Genomic DNA, 17,236 nt, shown 5'->3' with positions numbered 1-17,236 from the left:
ATGACCACACTCGTACACGGCACGGACACCCTGACCCGTGACGCGCTCACGGTGCTCCAGCCCGGCTTCGTCGGCACCACCGCGCCCGACTGGCTGCTCCGCCGCATCGGCGAGGGACTGTCGTCCGTCGGCCTGTTCGGCCGGAACATCGTCAGCCCCGAGCAGCTCACCGCGCTCACCGCGCAGCTGCGGGCCGAGCGGGACGACGTCCTCGTCGCCATCGACGAGGAGGGCGGCGACGTCACCCGCCTGGAGGTCAAGCAGGGCTCCTCGTTCCCCGGCAACTACGCCCTGGGCAGCGTCGACGACGTCGAGCTCACCCGGGCCGTCGCCCGCGAACTCGGCCGCCGGCTCGCGGCCTGCGGCGTCGACCTCAACTGGGCGCCGTCCGCCGACGTCAACTCCAACGCCGAGAACCCGGTCATCGGCGTCCGGTCCTTCGGGCCGGACCCGGACCTCGTCGCCCGGCACACCGTGGCGTACGTCGACGGCCTCCAGGGCGTCGGGGTCGCGGCCTGCACCAAGCACTTCCCCGGACACGGCGACACGAACGTCGACTCGCACGACGCGCTGCCCCGGATCGATGTGGACCTCGCCACACTGCACGCCCGTGAGCTGGTGCCTTTCCGCGCGGCCGTCGCCGCGGGTACCAAAGCTGTCATGAGCGCGCATATCCTGCTCTCCGCGCTCGACCCCCACCGCCCGGCCACCCTGAGCCCGCAGATCCTCACCGGTCTGCTGCGCCAGGAGCTGGGCTTCGAGGGGCTGATCGTCACCGACGGCATGGAGATGCAGGCCGTCGCGGCGACGTACGGCATCGAGCGCGGATCCGTCCTCGCCATCGCCGCGGGCGCCGACGCCATCTGCGTCGGCGGCGGGCTGTGCGACGAGGACACCGTGCTGCAGCTGCGCGACGCGCTCGTCACTGCGGTACGGACCGGTGAACTGCCCGAGGAGCGTCTGGCCGACGCCGCGGCGCGCGTGCGCGCCCTGGCGGCCTGGACCCAGGCGCACCGGGCCAGGGGGGCTGAATCGGTGTCGGGCGCGGCAGTGCAGGAGGGGACCGCGCCCGGCACCGACATCGGACTCGTCGCCGCCCGCCGGGCCCTGAAGGTGACCCGGGGGAAGCAGCCGCACACCCCGGTGAGCAGCGCTCCCTACGTGGCCTCCTTCACCCCCGTCGCGAACTTCGCGGTCGGTGACGAGACCCCCTGGGGCATCGCCGCCGAGCTGGAGCGGCTGCTGCCCGGCACGGAGACCGGCTCCTACGCCGACTCCTCCGTGGACGCTCTCCTCGCCGCCGCGGGGGAGCGCCGGATCGTGGCGGTCGTCCGCGACGTCCACCGGCACGCGTGGATGACCGAGGCCCTGGACGCCCTGGTCGCGGCCCGCCCCGACACCGTCGTGGTCGAGATGGGCCTCAACGAGGCGGAGCCCCGCGGGGCCCTGCACATCGCCACGCACGGCGCGGCCCGGGTCTGCGGCCGCGCTGCCGCCGAGGCCGTCGTCGGAACGGGCGCCTGACGGGACGGCGCCTGACGGGACGGCGCCTGACGGGACGTACGCGAAGGGGCCCGGCACCTGAACAGGTGCCGGGCCCCTTCGTCGTGCACGGGGAGTCCGGGCGGCTCAGATGCCCTGCCAGGCGGGCTTGTTCGCGAAGGTGTGACGGAAGTAGTCCGCGAGCTTCAGCTTGGAGGCGGCGGCCTCGTCCACCACGACCGTGGCGTGCGGGTGCAGCTGCAGCGCGGAGGCCGGCACGAGCGCCGCCACCGGGCCCTCGACGGTCTGCGCCACGGCCTCGGCCTTGCCCTCGCCGGTGGCGAGCAGCACCAGGTGACGGGCCTCCAGGATGGTGCCGATGCCCTGGGTGATGACGTGGTGCGGCACCTGCTCGATGTCGTTGTCGAAGAAGCGGGCGTTGTCCACGCGGGTCTGCTCGGTGAGCGTCTTGATCCGGGTGCGGGAGGCGAGCGAGGAGCACGGCTCGTTGAAGCCGATGTGCCCGTCGGTGCCGATGCCGAGGATCTGCAGGTCCACGCCACCGGCCTCGGAGAGCGCCCTGTCGTACGCCTCGCAGGCCGCCAGGACGTCCTCGGCGGAGCCGTCGGGGCCCATGAAGGCCTCCTGGGAGAGCCCGAGGGGCTCGACGACCTGGCGGAGCACGGTGGAGCGGTACGACTCGGGGTGGCCCGAGGGCAGTCCGACGTACTCGTCCAGCTGGGCGATCCGGGCCCGCGAGGCGTCCACGGAGCCGGCCTCGACCTGGGCGATCAGGGCGTCGTAGATGGGCAGCGGAGTCGAGCCGGTGGCCACGCCGAGCAGCGCGTCGGGCTTGCGGCGCAGGAGGTCGGCGATGCCGTCCGCGATGAGCTCGCCGGCCGCCTTGGCGTCCTTGACGATGACAACTTCCACGCTGTGCCTGCCGATCTGGTGAGGGGCTGGTGAGGAGCCATGTGGTATAGACCAATCAAAGCCAAATCTAGCAGAGGAGGGGCCTTCCCCTCATGCCGTTCCGCCCCCCGGACGCCCCCGCCGCCTCCATGGTCGGCCGCCCCCGTCCCACCAGCCACTCGAACCCCCTGGCTTCCTGAGGTCAGGCGATCGAGCCCCCCGTCGCGTCGATCCACTGCCCGGTCACCCAGCGCCCGTCGTGCGACACCAGGAAGGCCACCACGTCGGCTATGTCCTCCGGAGTGCCGACCTCGCCCAAGGCCGACATCGCCGCCGCCCCCGCCCAGGCCTCGTCGTTCCCCCGCAACCAGCCCGCGTTGATGTCGGTGTCCACGATCCCCGGCGCCACCGCGTTGACCGTGATCCCGCGCGCGCCCAGCACCTTCGACAGGTAGCGGGTGAACACGTCGAGCGCACCCTTCGACATCGCGTACGCCATCAGGTCCGGCATCACCGCCGCGTGCGAGAGGCCCGTCGAGACGTTCACGATCCGGCCCCCGTCACGCAGCCGCTCCGCGCCGAGCTGGGCGAGGAAGAACGGCGCCCTGGTGTTGACGGCGAAGATCCGCTCGTACTCCTCCGCGCCGATCGTCGCGAACGGCGCGGAGGCCCCGATCCCCGCGTTGTTCACCAGGATGTCCAGGCCGTCCGCGTGGGCGTCGAACGCGGCCCACAGTGCCTCGGCGTCCCCCGGGACCCCCAGCTCCTGCCCGATCGCGAAGGCCTCGCCGCCGGCGGCCTCGATCGCCGCGACCGTCTCCTTCGCCGCCGCCTCGTTGCTCCCGTAGTGCACCGCGACCCGTGCGCCGTCCCGGCCGAGCCGCTCGGCGATCCCCCGCCCGATGCCCCGGCTGCCACCCGTCACCAATGCGGTCCTCCCGGCCAGCCTCCCGGCCCGCCGCTCCGTGGTCCTGCTGTCGAGCACGCCCATGGCGACGCCCCCCTCATTTCTGTAGCGGTCGTTATGGAAAGACCGTACCCCACTTCCGTAGCACCCGCTATAGAATTCACTCCATGGTGACGACACAGCGTGGCCGCCCCCGCTCCTTCGACCGGCTCACGGCCCTGGAGAAGGCCACGATGGCCTTCTGGGAGCACGGCTACGAGACGACCTCCGTCGCCGACCTCACCCGCGCCATGGGCATCAGCGCCCCCAGCCTCTACGCGGCCTTCGGCGACAAGAAGACGCTGTTCGAGGAGGTGGTCGAGGCGTACGCCGGCTCCTACGGCGCGTACGGCGGCCGTGCCTTCGCGGAGGAGGCGACCGCCCGGGGGGCCATCGGCCGGGTCCTGAGCGAGGCCGCCGAGCTCTTCACCGAGCCCGGCCACCCCCGGGGCTGCCTGATGATCTCCGCCGCGATCAACTGCTCGACCCCCGAGGTCGAGGAGGCCCTGCGCGAGCGCAGGAACCGCAATCTGGACTCCTTCGAGACCCGGATACGTGAGGACATCGCCGCGGGGGAGCTGCCGGCCGGCACCGACGCCCGGGCCCTCGCCCGCTTCAGTGGCGCCGTTCTCCAGGGGCTGTCCCAGCAGGCCCGCGACGGGGCGACGAAGGAGGAGCTCGCGGCCGTCGCGGCGACGGCGATGCTGGCCTGGCCTCCGCGGCGCACGGAGCGCGAGGAGGCGTAAGGGGCGGTTGCGCTGTCGGGCGGCCCTGGAGACACCCGCGGGCCGCGGCGCCCGGCGGGACCCTCAGCCCGCCCGGCACCGCAGCCCGGAGTTTTGCTCCGGCCGGGGGTGTGCGGTCCCTCGGCCGTGTGGGAGGTCTCGACGCAGTCAGGGCAGAGAGCGTCGGGTACCTCGTTCCATCCTCCTGTGCGGGGAGGATGGAGGTCTATCGCATTCATTGTGGACTAGACCATTCTTGTCTGTCCATCCACAGGAACGCGGTCCTTCCTGGCCCATCCTCCAGCACGGAGCCCCGGAGATCCAGGTTCACCGCCCCTTTATTCCGCGGGTACGCTCGCACCGTGCCCTCCATGAACGACCTCGTGCGCCAGCACACCGCCCTGAGCGACTCGGACCTCGAGTGGCTCCACCTGCTGGTGTCGGAGTGGCAGCTGCTCTCCGACCTCTCCTTCGCCGACCTCGTCCTCTGGGTCCCGACCCTCGACGGAACGCGATACGTCTCCGTCGCGCAGATGCGGCCGAACACCGGCCCCACCTCCTACCAGGACGACATGGTCGGCCATCTCGTGCCGCGCGGCCGCCGCCCGCTGCTCGACGCCGCGCTCGACGAGGGCAGGATCGTCCGTGAGGGCGACCCGGAGTGGCGCGAGGAGGTCCCGGTACGGGTCGAGTCCATCCCCGTCCGCCGCGAGGGCCGGGTCCTCGGCGTCATCGCCCGCAACACCAACCTGCTGACCGTCCGCACCCCCTCCCGACTCGAACTCACCTACCTCCAGTCGGCCTCCGACCTCGCCCAGATGATCGCGGCCGGAACGTTCCCCTTCCCAGGCGAGCAGGTCGACATGGACTCCTCGCCCCGCGCCGGCGACGGACTCGTCCGCCTCGACGCCGAGGGCATCGTCCAGTACGCCTCGCCCAACGCCCTCTCCGCCTACCACCGGCTCGGTCTCGCCGCCGACCTCGTCGGCCAGCACCTCGGCCAGATCACCGCCGAACTCGCCCCCTCCCGCGGGCCGGTGGACGAAGCCCTGGTCACGCTGGCCTCCGGCTACGCGCCGCGCGAGTTCGAGGTCGAGGGGAACGGCGGTGTGATCCAGCTCCGGGCCATCCCGCTCAAGCCGAAGGGCACCCGCATCGGTTCGCTCGTGCTGCTCCGGGACGTCACCGAACTGCGTCGCCGCGAGCGCGAGTTGATCACCAAGGACGCCACCATCCGGGAGATCCACCACCGGGTGAAGAACAACCTGCAGACGGTGGCCGCCCTGTTGCGCCTCCAGGCCCGCCGGATGGACTCCGAGGGGGGCCGCGAGGCCCTCAACGAGGCCGTGCGGCGCGTCGGTTCCATCGCGATCGTCCACGAGACGCTGTCCCAGAACCTGGACGAGCGGGTGGAGTTCGACGAGATCGCCGACCGCGTGATCGCGATGGTCGCCGAGATCTCCCCGGGCCGGGTGACCTGCCGGCGCAACGGCCGCTTCGGCATTCTGGACGCCGAGGTCGCGACCCCGCTCTCGATGGTCCTCACCGAGATCCTCCAGAACGCCCTGGAGCACGCGTTCGCCCCGGGCGACGAGGGCGCCGTCGAGGTCACCGCCGTACGGGGCGAGCCGAGGCCCGACGCCCGACTCCTGATCACGGTCCAGGACGACGGCCGCGGCCTGCCTGAGGGATTCGACCCGCAGCGGGCCGGCAACCTCGGCCTGCAGATCGTACGGACCCTGGTGGAAGGGGAGTTGGGCGGATCCTTCGACATGCTGCCGGGCGCCGGGCGCGGTACGAAGGTGGTCCTCGACATCCCCGTGCAGCCGCAGAAGTAACGGCCCTGGAAGCAACGGCAGTAGAGGCGACGGGCGCGGACACAGCAGCGAGCCCCGGACCGAGGAAATCGGTCCGGGGCTCGAATGCTGTGGGTTACTGCTGCGCGCTGCGGCTCAAGGGCGGTGATTGCATACGCGATGTATGCGCCGCTCGCCTCAGGCTGTCGGTGGGCGTCAGGCGCTGGCGTTACGCGCCCGGTTGCGAGCGGCACGGCGCTTCATCGCGCGGCGCTCGTCCTCGCTGAGGCCACCCCAGACGCCGGAGTCCTGGCCGGACTCGAGCGCCCACTGCAGGCACTGCTCCATGACGGGGCAGCGGCGGCAGACGGCCTTGGCTTCCTCGATCTGCAGCAGCGCAGGACCGGTGTTGCCGATGGGGAAGAACAGCTCGGGGTCTTCCTCACGACAAACGGCGTTGTGACGCCAGTCCATGGCTGCTACCTCTCTAGGGTGTTACAAGCTGGTTGCTTGTGAATGTGAACGCTTTCACGAATCCCCCCGCAAGGGAAGGGCCGACTGCCAGATGAACTGGTGTGGTCCTAAGACTGAGGAGGGGTTCTGGCTCTCAGTGGAGGCCGGTGTTGCGGGCCGTCCCGATCGCCAAGAAGAGACTCCCAAACCCCAGCAACGGATACAACCCCTTCCGGAAAGTTTTTTTTGATTCCTCGGTGTCGGCTAGGTCACAGCCGTACTTCTAAGGGGTGGATGCGCGCCTAAACGTTCGAGTGAAAGGACTTTAGGCCCTTCCACTCACACAATCACACGCAGTGCACGGCGTACGCCTGTGAACGTCACGCTCGTACGCAGTCCCAGGTGGTCTCCGTCCATCTGCAGGGGGAGCGGAACCTTGGAATGCAAGGTGAAGTCGGTCAGGTCGTGCAGAGTCACCGCGTGCTTGCCGCGCGGCCCTCGTTCCGGGGTCGAGGTGAGCAGCTGGGTGGCGTACCGGGCCACCGCCGGGGTGGACAGACGGCGCAGTCCGAGGACGTCCAGCGCGGTTTCGAAGGAGGCCTCCGGGGACGCGTACACCGGGCGATTGCCCAGGTAGGTCCAGGGGGAGGTGTTGCAGATTATGGAGAGGACCAGGTCCTCGACCGGCTCGGCGCCGGGGCGCTCCAGGGTGATCATGCCGTGCCGGCGGTTCGGCTCGTCCAGGAACTGGCGGAGCACCTGGCGCAGATAGAGGGCGTGCGTGGATCTCTTTCCGCGCTCCCGCTGCTGTTCGACCCGGCCGATGACACTCGCGTCGAAACCGAGACCGGCGCAGAAGGTGAACCAGCGGGACGGGACGGATTCGTCCTCCGTGCCCGGCGTTCCCGAGGCGAGACCGAGGCTCACTGTGCGTGCCCGCCGCTCACGCAGCGCGTCGAGCAGGGCGCCGGTCGCCTCCACGGCGTCGTTCGGCAGTCCGAGGGCGCGGGCGAACACGTTCGTCGATCCGCCGGGGACGACCGCGAGGCCCGGGAGCCGGTCGGGGTCGGGCCCGCCGTGCAGCAGTCCGTTGACGACCTCGTTCACCGTCCCGTCGCCGCCCAGGGCCACGACCAGGTCGATGGTTCCGGAGTCCGCGGCCCGTCGGGCGAGGTCCCGCGCGTGCCCGCGGTACTCCGTGGTGACCGCCTCCAGCTTCATCTCGCTCGCGAGCGCGTGGATGAGCACGTCACGGGTGCGGGCACTGGTGGTGGTGGCTGCCGGGTTGACCACGAGAAGTGCGCGCATGAGCGCCAGGGTACCTACCCGGCGGTACCGGGCCCAGTCCAGCCCGATCCCTGGACGTATCCACCCGGTTCCGGGCAAGCGTGGCCGCCCGGCGCCGACACGGTGTCCTCCCGGCCTCCGCGGCGCGCTCCCGCCCGGCTCGGGCAGCCCGGGCCGGTCCGGCTCGGCCGCCGTACCCCGTCCGGGTCGGGCAGCCCGGGCCGGTCCGGCTCCGCCGCCGTACCCCGCCCGGCCCCGGGCACCCCGGGCCGGTCCGGATCCGCCCCCGTACCCCGTCCGGCTTCCCGGGCGCGCTCCCGCCCGGCTTCGGCCGGGCCGGGCCGCCCCCGCTACCCTGCCCTGTATGAGCAGTCCCGCTGAGAGCAGCACGGAGCAGACCCCCCGCCCCGCCCGACTCGCCGCCGCGGCGGCCGTGGCAGGTGTCGAGGCCCTCGGCCTCTTCGCCGGGGGTGTCTACATGCTGGTGCACGCGCTGACCGGGACGTCCGACGACCTCACCGGCGCCGCGACGGGCGCCGTGACGCTCGTCGCACTCGGACTCATCCCGCTCGCCGCCGCCCGTGGCCTGTGGATGCGCCGCTCCTGGAGCCGCGGTCCGGCCGTGATCACGCAGATCCTGGCCCTGCCGGTCGCCTGGCAGATGCTCCAGGCGAACAGCGTGATGATCCCGGCCGGCATCGTCCTCGGCGTCCTGGCCGTCACCGGGCTCGTCCTCCTGGTGAACCCGGCCACGACCGAGGCGCTCGGCATCCGGCGCCCCGGTCAGGACCCTCTCTAGGTCCCCTCGCCTACTCCTCGACGAGCAGTTTCTCCCTCAGCGACGCCAGGGTCCGAGCCAGCAGCCGGGAGACGTGCATCTGCGAGATGCCGACCTCCTGCGCGATCTGCGACTGGGTCATGTTCCCGAAGAAGCGAAGCAGCAGGATCCGCTTCTCCCGGGGCGGCAGGTCCTCGAGCAGCGGCTTGAGCGACTCGCGGTACTCGACGCCCTCCAGGGCCTCGTCCTCCGCGCCGAGCGTGTCCGCCACCGCGGGCGACTCGTCGTCCGTGTCGGGGACGTCCAGGGAGAGCGTCGAGTAGGCGTTCGCCGACTCCAGACCCTCCAGGACCTCCTCCTCCGAGATCCCGAGCCGCTCGGCCAGCTCGTGCACGGTCGGCGAGCGGCCGTGCTGCTGGGAGAGCTCCGCCGTCGCCGTGGTCAGTGAGAGCCGCAGCTCCTGGAGCCGGCGCGGCACCCGGACCGCCCAGCCCTTGTCGCGGAAGTGGCGCTTGATCTCGCCGACGACCGTCGGGGTCGCGTACGTCGAGAACTCGACGCCGCGCTCCGGGTCGAACCGGTCCACCGACTTGATCAGACCGATGGTCGCGACCTGGGTCAGGTCGTCCAGCGGCTCGCCGCGGTTGCGGAAGCGCCGGGCCAGGTGCTCGACCAGCGGCAGGTGCATCCGCACCAGCTGGTTGCGCAGCTCGGCCTTCTCCGGGGAGCCCTCCGGCAGCTCACGCAGCGTCACGAAGAGCGCACGGGCGCCGCTCCGGTCGTGCGGGTCCGGGACGACGGGGACGTCGTCGGGCTCGTCCCCGTCCTCCGTCTTCTCCGCCTCCGCGACCGTCCTCGCGACCGGCTCCGCGGCCGTCCCGTCGACGGCCTCGGTGGCCGTCTCGGCGGTCGCCGCCGCGGCCCCGCCCGTCTCGGCGGAGCCCTCCGCACGCGCGGGGCCCCGGGGGGCCTCGGAGACGCCTGGTGTCTCAGGAACCTCGGGGTGCTGCTCGTGCTCGCTCATCTGGTCCGCCTGCTCCGTAGCGACCTCATACGGCCGTGCCTGCTGCTCAGGGATGCCGGCCGTCGCGTCCCCGCGCCTCACGCCGGGCCTGGCCCCGCGCCGCGCTGTTTGTACAGGCTGATCGAGACCGTACGGTCATCGGCCACCGACGACTCCACCTTCCCGGCCAGTGCCGACAGCACCGTCCAGGCGAACGTGTCCCGCTCGGGTGCCCGGCCGTCCGTGGTCGGGGCGGAGACGGTCACGTCGAGGGAGTCGTCGACCAGCCGGAAGACACAGCTGAGGACGGATCCCGGCACGGCCTGCTGGAGCAGGATGGCGCAGGCCTCGTCGACCGCGATCCGCAAGTCCTCGATCTCGTCGAGGGTGAAGTCCAAGCGCGCCGCGAGGCCGGCCGTGGCCGTACGCAGCACGGACAGATAGGCACCCGCAGCGGGCAGCCGGACTTCCACGAAGTCCTGGGTCCCGGGCTCGCCTGCGATCTGGGACACCCTCACCTCCAAGGTGGCACAAGCTCATTCGGGGCTCGGGGGGAGAGGCCCCCGAACCGGGCGGTACGCAGGGGGCTGCGCAGTCCGCCGTGACGCTATCGCGATCCGTCCCGCCGTGTCGCCGTGCACCCCCGCCCCCGCCGGCCCCCCGGTCGCCGGTCGTCACCCATGGTAGGCCCATGGGTGCGGACGGTGGGCAGGGGTCTGCAGGGGTCTGCAGGGGCCGAAAGCGAGCGACCGGCGGAGGGGTGACGTACCCAACCGGGGGGCGGGTGAATCGTCGAACGGCCGAATCGCCGGACGGTCGGACCATCGGCCCGGCCGGGGACTCAGACGATCGACCCGTCCACGAAGCACCAGCGCCAGGCCTCGCCCGGCTCGAAGGTCCGCATCACCGGGTGCCCCGTCGTGGTGAAGTGCCCCGTCGCGTGCTGTCCCGCCGACGAGTCGCAGCAGCCCACGTGCCCGCAGGCCAGACAGAGCCGCAGCTGGACCGGGTGCGTACCGTCCGCCAGGCACTCCGGGCAGGTGTCGGCCAGCGGCGCCGGTTCGGGGCGCGGCATTTCGGCAACGTGTGGGCACTCGCTCATGATGGCCAGGTTACGTTGCGGGACGAGACGGGGACGGGCATGGACGCACTAGAGCTGGTGGGACTCGTGGCGGCGAGCGCGGCGATCGCGGGGCTCGCCCGCAGGACCCCGGTGCCCGCGCCGCTCCTCCTGGTCGCGGCCGGTCTCGCGGCCGCCTACGTCCCCGGAGTGCCGGACTACACCCTCGACCCGCACATCGTGCTGCCGCTGATCCTTCCCCCGCTCCTCTACACGGCGGCCGTCGACTCCTCGTACCTCGACCTGCGGGCCAACATCCGGCCCGTGGCCCTGCTCTCCGTCGGGTACGTCCTCTTCGCCACGGTGGCGGTGGGCTGGCTCGCGTACGTCCTCGTGCCCGATCTGCCGCTCACCGCCGCCCTGGTGCTCGGAGCGGTCGTCGCCCCGCCGGACGCGGTCGCCGCCACCGCCATCGCCCGCAAGCTCGGCCTGCCGAACCGGATCACCACGATCCTCCAGGGCGAGTCCCTGGTGAACGACGCCACCGCCATCACCGCGTACAAGGTCGCCCTCGCGGCGGCCGTCGGCGAGGGTCTGAGCTGGGCCGGCGGCCTCCGGGAGTTCGCGCTCGCGGCCCTCGGCGGCATCGGCGTCGGCCTCCTCCTCATGGTCCCCATCCACTGGCTGCGCCGGCGCCTCGGCGACTCCCTCCTGCAGAACACGCTCTCCCTCCTCATCCCCTTCGTCGCCTACGCGGCGGCCGAGGAGGTGCACGCCTCCGGCGTCCTCGCCGTCGTCGTGGTCGGCCTCTTCCTGGGCCACCGCGCCTGGCAGGTCGACTTCGCGACCCGCCTCCAGGAGGAGGCCGTCTGGAAGATGGTCGCCTTCGTCCTGGAGTCCGCCGTCTTCGCCCTGATCGGCCTTCAGCTGCCGTACGTCGTCCAGGAACTCGGGCCGTACGGGATCGGGGAGGCGGCCTGGTACGCGGCCGGGGTCTTCGTCGCGGTGGTCGTGGTCCGGTTCGTCTGGGTCTATCCCGCGACCTTCCTGCCCCGGCTCTCCGCCCGGATCAGGGAACGGGAGCCGGAGGTGGACTGGAGGGCCCCGCTCGTCGTCGGCTGGGCCGGCATGCGCGGGGTGGTCTCGCTCGCCATCGCCTTCTCCATCCCCGTGGTCACCGACGGCGTGGAGTTCCCGGCCCGCAACCTCGTCCTCTTCCTCACCTTCACCACCGTCATCGGCACCCTGGTCGTGCAGGGCCTCACCCTGCCGCCCCTCATCCGCTTCCTGAAGCTCCCCGGAAAGGACCGGTACGCCGAGACCCTGGCCGAGGCGCAGGCCCAGAGCGAGGCCTCGCAGGCCGCCGAGGAGCGCCTGGAGGCCCTGCTCGCCGACGAGCGCAACGCCCTGCCGAAGCCCCTCGCCGACCGGCTCCGCACGGTCCTGGAACGGCGCCGCAACGCGGTCTGGGAGCGGCTCGGCGCCCCCAACGCGGTCACCGGGGAGACCGCGGACGACACCTACCGGCGCCTGTCGCGCGAGATGATCGACGCCGAGCGGAAGGTGTTCGTGCAGCTGCGCGACGCCCGGCGGATCGACGACGAGATGATGCGGACGCTGCTCCGCCGGCTCGACCTGGAGGAGGCCGCCGCCTACCGCGAGGAGGCCGCGGACTGAGCCCCCTCGTCCCGCCGGGGCGTGTCCGGGGCACCCGTGACGACCGCCACGAGCCGGGTGCCCGCAGGGAACGCGCCCTCCTCCGCCAGGGTCGTGAGGCCGAGCAGCATTTTGGCCACATACAGCCGCTCGATGGCGAGTCCGTGCCGCGCCTCGAAGTCGCGTGCGAACGCCTCCAGGGCCAGGGACACGCGCGCGTAGCCCCCGCCGTGGAAACGCTCGTCCAGCGCCCAGTCGCCGCGCGGCCCGCCGAACGCCGCCTCCTGGAGGGCGCGTACCTCCCCGCCCAGGAAACCGCCCTTGAGGACCGGGACGCCCAGGGTCCGCCGCCCCGCACCCAGGCCGGCCGCGAGACCCGCCAGGGTGCCGCCCGTGCCGCAGGCGACGGCGACCGTGTCCGCCTCCCCGACGAGCTCCCGGCCCAGCTCCACGCACCCCTGGACGGCGAGCGCGTTGCTGCCGCCCTCAGGGACCACGTACGCGCCCGCGGGGGCCTGTTCGAGGAGCGTCGCGCGCGTGGCGGGGTCGTTCTTCGCGCGGTACGTGGCCCGGTCCACGAACACGAGCCGCATCCCGTCCGCCGCGCACCGCGCGAGCGAGGGGTTGAGCGGCCGCCCGGCCAGCTCGTCGCCGCGCACGATCCCGACCGTGGGGAAGCCGAGCAGCCGCCCGGCGGCCGCCACCGCGCGCAGGTGGTTGGAGTACGCGCCGCCGAAGGTCAGCACGGGGCGGCCGTCCGCCGCCGCCAGGTTGAGGGCGAGCTTGCGCCACTTGTTGCCCGGCAGGTCGGGGTGGATGAGGTCCTCGCGCTTGAGGGACAGCGTGAGCCCGCGCCGGGTGAAGCGCTCGTCCTCCACCGGCTCCAGGGGCGAGGGGAGCCGGGGTCGCAGGCGGGAGAGGTCGAACGCGTTCACCAGGCCATTGTCCGGGTGGGGGCCGTCGTCCCCGTGCCGGGGCGCGGGTCCGCGCGCCCCGCCCGGTCAGCGCAGGAGGTCGGCCACCCGCTCGCGCATCGAGGCCATGGTGAAGCCGCGCGGGTCCACCTTCCCGGGCTGCCACTCCAGGTGCCCGATGACCGAGCGCTGCGTCCAGCCGTGCACCCGGCACAGCGCGGCCGCCGCCTTGGCGATGGCCTCCAGCTGGACCTTCGGCCACGGGTCCTTGCCGTCGCCGAGGTTCTCGCACTCGAAGCCGTAGAAGTACCGGTTGCCGTCCGTGGTGGCCTCGTCGTCCCGGGGCAGGCCCTGCTCGGCGATGACCGCCCTGAGGACCTCGTCGTCGCCGAGGCCCGCGTGGTTCGCGCGGCCGTAGCCGACGAGGTGGACGGTGCCGTCCTTGGCGATCACGCCGTGGCAGAGCGGTCCCGGCAGGCTCGCGTAGCCGTCCCGGCAGATCCGGACCGTGGTGGCGGTGCCCCGGGTCACGGTGTGGTGGATCATCACGCCGTGCACGGGCCCCCAGGGGCCCTTGTGGTTGCGGTTGTGGGTGGACCATTCGCCGACCTGGACGACCGCGAGGCCCTCGTCGCGCAGCGCGTCGAGGAACCTGCTCGCGGACATGGGGGTGGACATGACCGACTCCCTTCGGAGGACGGGTGGGGGCTTCCGGAACGCCGGAGTCCGGCCCGCCGGAGGTTCCGGATTACCGGAGTCCGCCACTCCGCTGCCATCCGTTCGGGCCGTGTGCGAGCCGATCCGGACAGGGCCGGCCGGGGCGGGTGGGGCTCCGCTGTTCGGATGGAAATCACGTGACATGCCCCGAAGATCGTCGAACAGTCCCACTCGAATGTGTAATGGCGCCGACACGTTCCGTGCTGAAAGGCTTCGTCTCGCAACTCAGTCATACGAGAGGGAGTTCCATGTCCGTTGGTTCGGTTGGCGACGAGGTCCGCGTCGCGGAGCAGCAGGCGCCGCAGCAGAGTCTCGGCACCGCTGCCGCGCGGAACCTCGCCACGACCACCAAGTCGGCGCCGCAGATGCAGGAGATCACCTCACGGTGGCTGCTGCGGGCGCTGCCCTGGGTCCAGGTGCAGGGTGGTACGTACCGGGTGAACCGGAGGCTCAGCTACTCCGTGGGCGACGGCCGGGTCACCTTCGTCCAGACCGGAGAGCGCGTCGCGGTCATCCCCGCCGAGCTCGGCGAACTCCCCGTCCTGCGCGGCTATGAGGACGAGGAGGCCCTGACCGAGCTCGCGGCCCGCTGCCGCCAGCGGGAGTACGCGGCCGGCGAGGTCGTCGCCGTCGCCGGCGAGCCGACCGACCGGGTCCACCTCCTCGCGCACGGCCGGATCGAGCAGATCGGCGAGGGACCGTACGGCGACGAGGCGGTTCTGGGAGTCCTCGCCGACGGCGCCTACTTCGGCGACAACGCCCTGGTCGACCCGGAGGCCACCTGGGAGTGGTCCGCCCGTGCCGCCACCGCCTGTACGGTCCTCGAGCTCACCCGCGACGACGTGCGGAACCTCGCGGAGCGGGCCGGCTCGCTCGCCGCCCACCTCGCGAGCGTCGCCGCCCTGCCCCAGCAGCGGACCAACAAGTACGGCGAGGCCGAGATCGACCTCTCGGCGGGCCACGTCGGCGAGGCCGTCGTCCCGCACACGTACGTCGACTACGACGCCTCGCCCCGCGAGTACGAGCTGAGCGTCGCCCAGACCGTGCTGAAGGTGCACAGCCGCGTCGCCGACCTCTACAACCAGCCGATGAACCAGACCGAGCAGCAGTTGCGGCTCACGGTCGAGGCGCTCCGCGAGCGCCAGGAGTACGAGCTGGTCAACAACAAGGAGTTCGGCCTCCTCGCCAACTGCGACTACGGGCAGCGCCTCCAGCCCCACGACGGCGCCCCCAGCCCGGACGACATGGACGAGCTGCTCTCCCGCCGCCGGGGATCCAAGCTGTTCCTCGCCCACCCGCGGGCCATCGCCGCCTTCGGCCGCGAGCTCAACAAGCGCGGTCTGGTGCCCGAGACGATCGACATCAACGGCAACCGCATCCCGACCTGGCGCGGTGTGCCGATCTACCCGTGCAACAAGATCCCGGTCTCGGACGCCCGCACCACCTCGATCATCTGCATGCGTACGGGCGAGGCCGACCAGGGGGTGATCGGTCTGCACCAGACCGGCATCCCCGACGAGATCGAGCCGAGCCTCTCCGTCCGCTTCATGGGCATCGACGAGCAGGCGATCATCTCCTACCTGGTCACGGCCTACTACTCGGCGGCGATCCTCGTCCCGGACGCGCTCGGCGTCCTGGAGAACGTCGAGGTCAGCCGCTGGCGTTGAGCCGACGGCGTCCGGGGGCGGGGACCGAACCCTCCCGCCCCCGGGCGCTCCCGGCTCGTCGCCGCGCAGCATCGCCACGGAGGAGACGAAGGAAGTGACCGTGACCATTGCCGGCGGGGACGCCGTGACCGACGGTCAGGGGGCCGTGCGCCTCCTGGACCGGACGCGGGCGGTCGTCCATCCCCAACTGCGCTCGACCGTCGAGACCCTGCCGGGTTCGATGCGGCGGGTCGCGATGTACCACTTCGGCTGGGAGCACGCCGACGGCACCCCGGCCACGGAGCAGCCGGGCAAGGCCATCCGGCCCGCCCTGGTCCTCGCGGCGGCCCGCGCGCTCGGCGCCGACGAGGGTCCGGCGGTGAGGGCGGCGGCGGCGGTGGAGCTCGCGCACAACTTCACCCTGCTCCACGACGACATCGTCGACGAGGACGTGACCCGGCGGCACCGGCCCACCGCCTGGACGGTCTTCGGCATCCCGGACGCGCTGATCGCCGGTGACGCGATGAGCGCGCTCGCCCTGCGGATGCTCGCCGAGGATCCGCATCCCGCCTCGGCCGCCGCCTCCGCCCGGCTCGCCGCCTGTGTCATCGAGCTCTGCGCGGGACAGCAGGCCGACTGCGCCTTCGAGCAGCGGGCGCCGCGCGAGGTCTCGCTCGACGAGTGCCTGGCCATGGCCACCGCCAAGACCGGTGCGCTGCTCGGCGCCTCCTGTGCCATCGGCGCGCTCTACGCGGGCGCCGGGGAGGAGGAGGTCGCGGCGATGGACGCGTTCGGCCGGGAGGCCGGCCTCGCCTTCCAGCTGATCGACGACCTCATCGGGATCTGGGGCGACCCTGACCGTACGGGCAAGCCCGCCGGGGCCGATCTGGTCGCCCACAAGAAGTCGCTGCCGGTGGTGGCGGCGCTCGCCTCGGGGACGCCGGCGGGCGACGAGCTGGCCGAGCTGTACGCCCGCCCGGTCCTCGACGCCGCGGCGGTACGGGCGGCCGCGGACGCCGTCGAGCGGGCCGGTGGGCGCGACTGGGCGCAGGACCAGGCGGCCGAGCGGATGGGCCGCGCCGTCGAGCATCTGGCCCAGGCGGTCCCGGACCTGGCGGCGGCGGGGGACATGCTGGCGCTCGCGGAGTTCGTCACGCGGCGCACGCGCTGAGGCTCCGGAGCCCTGTCACGCCTCGGGGACGATCCGGTTGACCACGGTCTCGATCAGGTCGTCCAGATCCCGGTCGCCGTGCAGCCCGGGGACCGTGAAGTGGTCGAGCAGCAGCCCGGTGAGGGCGAAGTAGAGCAGCCGGACGGTGTCCGCGTCCCCGGGCATCCCGGCCTCCAGGTGCCCCTGGATGTTCGCGTCCAGATCGCTGCGGAGCACCTTGGTGAGCTGGGTCCGCAGCTCGGGGCGGCGCACCGCTTCGAGGCGGAGCTCGAAGAGGCCGAGGTAGCAGGTGCGCTCGGCGGCGAGCCGCTGGGCGACCTGGCGCATGAGCTCGAAGACCAGGCCGCGGCTCGGCGCCGGCAGCATGGCGGCCTCGATGACTCCGGGTTCGGGGGTGAGCCGTACGAAGATCCGGTCGGCGACCTCGGAGAGCACCTGGTCCCGGTCGCGGAAGTAGTTGGACGAGGTGCCCGTGGGGACCCCGGCGCAGGCGTCGACCGCGCGGAAGGTCAGCCCGCGGGCACCTTCGTCCGCCAGGACCTGGATGGCGGCGTCGAGCAGCGCCGTACGTCGTTCGGGGTTTCTCGCCATGTCTGTGTTCCTCCTTCTTCGAACATAGGGCTTGCGCAACCACTACAGATGAAGCACTATAACCGTCGTGGTTGCGATCGCGGCCACGATCCGTAGTGG

17 protein-coding genes are annotated in these 17,236 nt (G+C 72.2%); 7 read left to right on the top strand and 10 right to left on the bottom strand.

The window, feature by feature from the left end:
* A complete protein-coding gene (locus tag ACIP84_RS25070; protein ID WP_401800423.1) occupies positions 1-1,524 on the top strand; it encodes a glycoside hydrolase family 3 protein in 1,524 nt (507 codons plus the stop codon).
* A gap of 105 nt (positions 1,525-1,629) precedes the next feature.
* Here the strand turns inward: ACIP84_RS25070 and nagB are convergent, their stop codons facing one another.
* Both nagB and ACIP84_RS25060 read right to left on the bottom strand, forming a co-directional pair.
* A complete protein-coding gene (nagB, locus tag ACIP84_RS25065; RefSeq protein ID WP_355957345.1) occupies positions 1,630-2,415 on the bottom strand; it encodes a glucosamine-6-phosphate deaminase in 786 nt (261 codons plus the stop codon).
* A gap of 181 nt (positions 2,416-2,596) precedes the next feature.
* Positions 2,597-3,385: an SDR family oxidoreductase gene (locus ACIP84_RS25060; protein ID WP_355957348.1), complete on the bottom strand. Its 789-nt coding sequence runs from the start codon at positions 3,383-3,385 to the stop codon at positions 2,597-2,599.
* Positions 3,386-3,468: 83 nt separating this feature from the next.
* On the opposite strand from ACIP84_RS25060, the gene ACIP84_RS25055 reads away from it, so the two are divergent.
* Positions 3,469-4,086, top strand: a complete 618-nt coding sequence (locus ACIP84_RS25055; RefSeq protein ID WP_401800420.1) for a TetR/AcrR family transcriptional regulator — start codon at positions 3,469-3,471, stop codon at positions 4,084-4,086.
* A 350-nt stretch (positions 4,087-4,436) separates the two neighbouring features.
* Positions 4,437-5,903, top strand: a complete 1,467-nt coding sequence (locus ACIP84_RS25050) for a histidine kinase N-terminal domain-containing protein (RefSeq protein ID WP_355957352.1) — start codon at positions 4,437-4,439, stop codon at positions 5,901-5,903.
* A gap of 174 nt (positions 5,904-6,077) precedes the next feature.
* Here the strand turns inward: ACIP84_RS25050 and ACIP84_RS25045 are convergent, their stop codons facing one another.
* The gene (locus ACIP84_RS25045) at positions 6,078-6,335 is read right to left on the bottom strand and encodes a WhiB family transcriptional regulator (RefSeq protein ID WP_003953983.1); all 258 of its coding nucleotides are present in this window, start codon (positions 6,333-6,335) and stop codon (positions 6,078-6,080) included.
* A gap of 318 nt (positions 6,336-6,653) precedes the next feature.
* Positions 6,654-7,622 carry a diacylglycerol/lipid kinase family protein gene (locus ACIP84_RS25040; RefSeq protein ID WP_401800417.1) on the bottom strand — a complete coding sequence of 323 codons (969 nt, stop codon included), beginning with the start codon at positions 7,620-7,622 and terminating at the stop codon, positions 6,654-6,656.
* Positions 7,623-7,965: 343 nt separating this feature from the next.
* On the opposite strand from ACIP84_RS25040, the gene ACIP84_RS25035 reads away from it, so the two are divergent.
* On the top strand, positions 7,966-8,400 hold the full coding sequence (locus ACIP84_RS25035) for a hypothetical protein (protein ID WP_401800415.1): 435 nt from the start codon (positions 7,966-7,968) through the stop codon (positions 8,398-8,400).
* Positions 8,401-8,410: 10 nt separating this feature from the next.
* On the opposite strand, the gene ACIP84_RS25030 is transcribed toward ACIP84_RS25035, so the two are convergent.
* From ACIP84_RS25030 to ACIP84_RS25020, 3 genes are all read right to left on the bottom strand, one after another.
* On the bottom strand, positions 8,411-9,484 hold the full coding sequence (locus ACIP84_RS25030) for an RNA polymerase sigma factor SigF (protein WP_401800412.1): 1,074 nt from the start codon (positions 9,482-9,484) through the stop codon (positions 8,411-8,413).
* Positions 9,481-9,894, bottom strand: a complete 414-nt coding sequence (locus ACIP84_RS25025; RefSeq protein WP_019889334.1) for an anti-sigma regulatory factor — start codon at positions 9,892-9,894, stop codon at positions 9,481-9,483. Before ACIP84_RS25025 ends, ACIP84_RS25030 begins: the two co-directional genes overlap by 4 nt.
* Before the next feature lie 329 nt (positions 9,895-10,223).
* Positions 10,224-10,484 (bottom strand): UBP-type zinc finger domain-containing protein, encoded by a 261-nt coding sequence (locus tag ACIP84_RS25020; RefSeq protein WP_355957365.1) that lies wholly within the window; start codon positions 10,482-10,484, stop codon positions 10,224-10,226.
* A gap of 39 nt (positions 10,485-10,523) precedes the next feature.
* Here ACIP84_RS25020 and ACIP84_RS25015 point away from each other — a divergent pair, with 39 nt between their 5' ends.
* Positions 10,524-12,119, top strand: coding sequence for a Na+/H+ antiporter (locus ACIP84_RS25015; RefSeq protein WP_355957368.1), 1,596 nt, complete (start codon positions 10,524-10,526; stop codon positions 12,117-12,119).
* Here ACIP84_RS25015 and ACIP84_RS25010 read toward each other — a convergent pair.
* Entirely contained in the window at positions 12,095-13,033 is a 939-nt protein-coding gene (locus ACIP84_RS25010; protein WP_401800410.1) for a 1-aminocyclopropane-1-carboxylate deaminase/D-cysteine desulfhydrase, read from the bottom strand. The two genes, ACIP84_RS25015 and ACIP84_RS25010, sit on opposite strands and share 25 nt — an antisense overlap.
* A 66-nt stretch (positions 13,034-13,099) precedes the next feature.
* Entirely contained in the window at positions 13,100-13,690 is a 591-nt protein-coding gene (locus ACIP84_RS25005) for an N-acetylmuramoyl-L-alanine amidase (RefSeq protein ID WP_401800408.1), read from the bottom strand.
* 287 nt (positions 13,691-13,977) lie between these two features.
* On the opposite strand from ACIP84_RS25005, the gene ACIP84_RS25000 reads away from it, so the two are divergent.
* Positions 13,978-15,396, top strand: a complete 1,419-nt coding sequence (locus ACIP84_RS25000) for a family 2B encapsulin nanocompartment shell protein (protein ID WP_355957376.1) — start codon at positions 13,978-13,980, stop codon at positions 15,394-15,396.
* A gap of 94 nt (positions 15,397-15,490) precedes the next feature.
* Positions 15,491-16,546: a family 2 encapsulin nanocompartment cargo protein polyprenyl transferase gene (locus ACIP84_RS24995; RefSeq protein ID WP_401800405.1), complete on the top strand. Its 1,056-nt coding sequence runs from the start codon at positions 15,491-15,493 to the stop codon at positions 16,544-16,546.
* Positions 16,547-16,561: 15 nt separating this feature from the next.
* Here ACIP84_RS24995 and ACIP84_RS24990 read toward each other — a convergent pair whose 3' ends face one another.
* Positions 16,562-17,137, bottom strand: coding sequence for a TetR family transcriptional regulator (locus tag ACIP84_RS24990; RefSeq protein ID WP_355957379.1), 576 nt, complete (start codon positions 17,135-17,137; stop codon positions 16,562-16,564).
* Between the last annotated feature and the right edge of the window lie 99 nt (positions 17,138-17,236).

This window comes from Streptomyces sp. NPDC088707, from assembly GCF_044752725.1.
Lineage (GTDB): Bacteria > Actinomycetota > Actinomycetes > Streptomycetales > Streptomycetaceae > Streptomyces.
The sequence above is the reverse complement of the archived record's forward strand: the minus strand, read 5'-3'. Positions and strand labels throughout refer to the sequence as shown.

What these genes read in the sequence shown, in the direction of transcription:
- ACIP84_RS25070 (WP_401800423.1), top strand. Translation starts at nt 1, where the DNA reads ATGACCACACTCGTACACGGCACGGACACCCTGACCCGTGACGCGCTC.
- ACIP84_RS25035 (WP_401800415.1), top strand. Translation starts at nt 7,966, where the DNA reads ATGAGCAGTCCCGCTGAGAGCAGCACGGAGCAGACCCCCCGCCCCGCC.
- ACIP84_RS25060 (WP_355957348.1), bottom strand. Translation starts at nt 3,385, where the DNA reads ATGGGCGTGCTCGACAGCAGGACCACGGAGCGGCGGGCCGGGAGGCTG.
- ACIP84_RS25015 (WP_355957368.1), top strand. Translation starts at nt 10,524, where the DNA reads ATGGACGCACTAGAGCTGGTGGGACTCGTGGCGGCGAGCGCGGCGATC.
- ACIP84_RS25055 (WP_401800420.1), top strand. Translation starts at nt 3,469, where the DNA reads ATGGTGACGACACAGCGTGGCCGCCCCCGCTCCTTCGACCGGCTCACG.
- ACIP84_RS25005 (WP_401800408.1), bottom strand. Translation starts at nt 13,690, where the DNA reads ATGTCCACCCCCATGTCCGCGAGCAGGTTCCTCGACGCGCTGCGCGAC.
- ACIP84_RS25020 (WP_355957365.1), bottom strand. Translation starts at nt 10,484, where the DNA reads ATGAGCGAGTGCCCACACGTTGCCGAAATGCCGCGCCCCGAACCGGCG.
- ACIP84_RS24990 (WP_355957379.1), bottom strand. Translation starts at nt 17,137, where the DNA reads ATGGCGAGAAACCCCGAACGACGTACGGCGCTGCTCGACGCCGCCATC.
- ACIP84_RS25000 (WP_355957376.1), top strand. Translation starts at nt 13,978, where the DNA reads ATGTCCGTTGGTTCGGTTGGCGACGAGGTCCGCGTCGCGGAGCAGCAG.
- ACIP84_RS25050 (WP_355957352.1), top strand. Translation starts at nt 4,437, where the DNA reads ATGAACGACCTCGTGCGCCAGCACACCGCCCTGAGCGACTCGGACCTC.
- ACIP84_RS25040 (WP_401800417.1), bottom strand. Translation starts at nt 7,622, where the DNA reads ATGCGCGCACTTCTCGTGGTCAACCCGGCAGCCACCACCACCAGTGCC.
- ACIP84_RS25045 (WP_003953983.1), bottom strand. Translation starts at nt 6,335, where the DNA reads ATGGACTGGCGTCACAACGCCGTTTGTCGTGAGGAAGACCCCGAGCTG.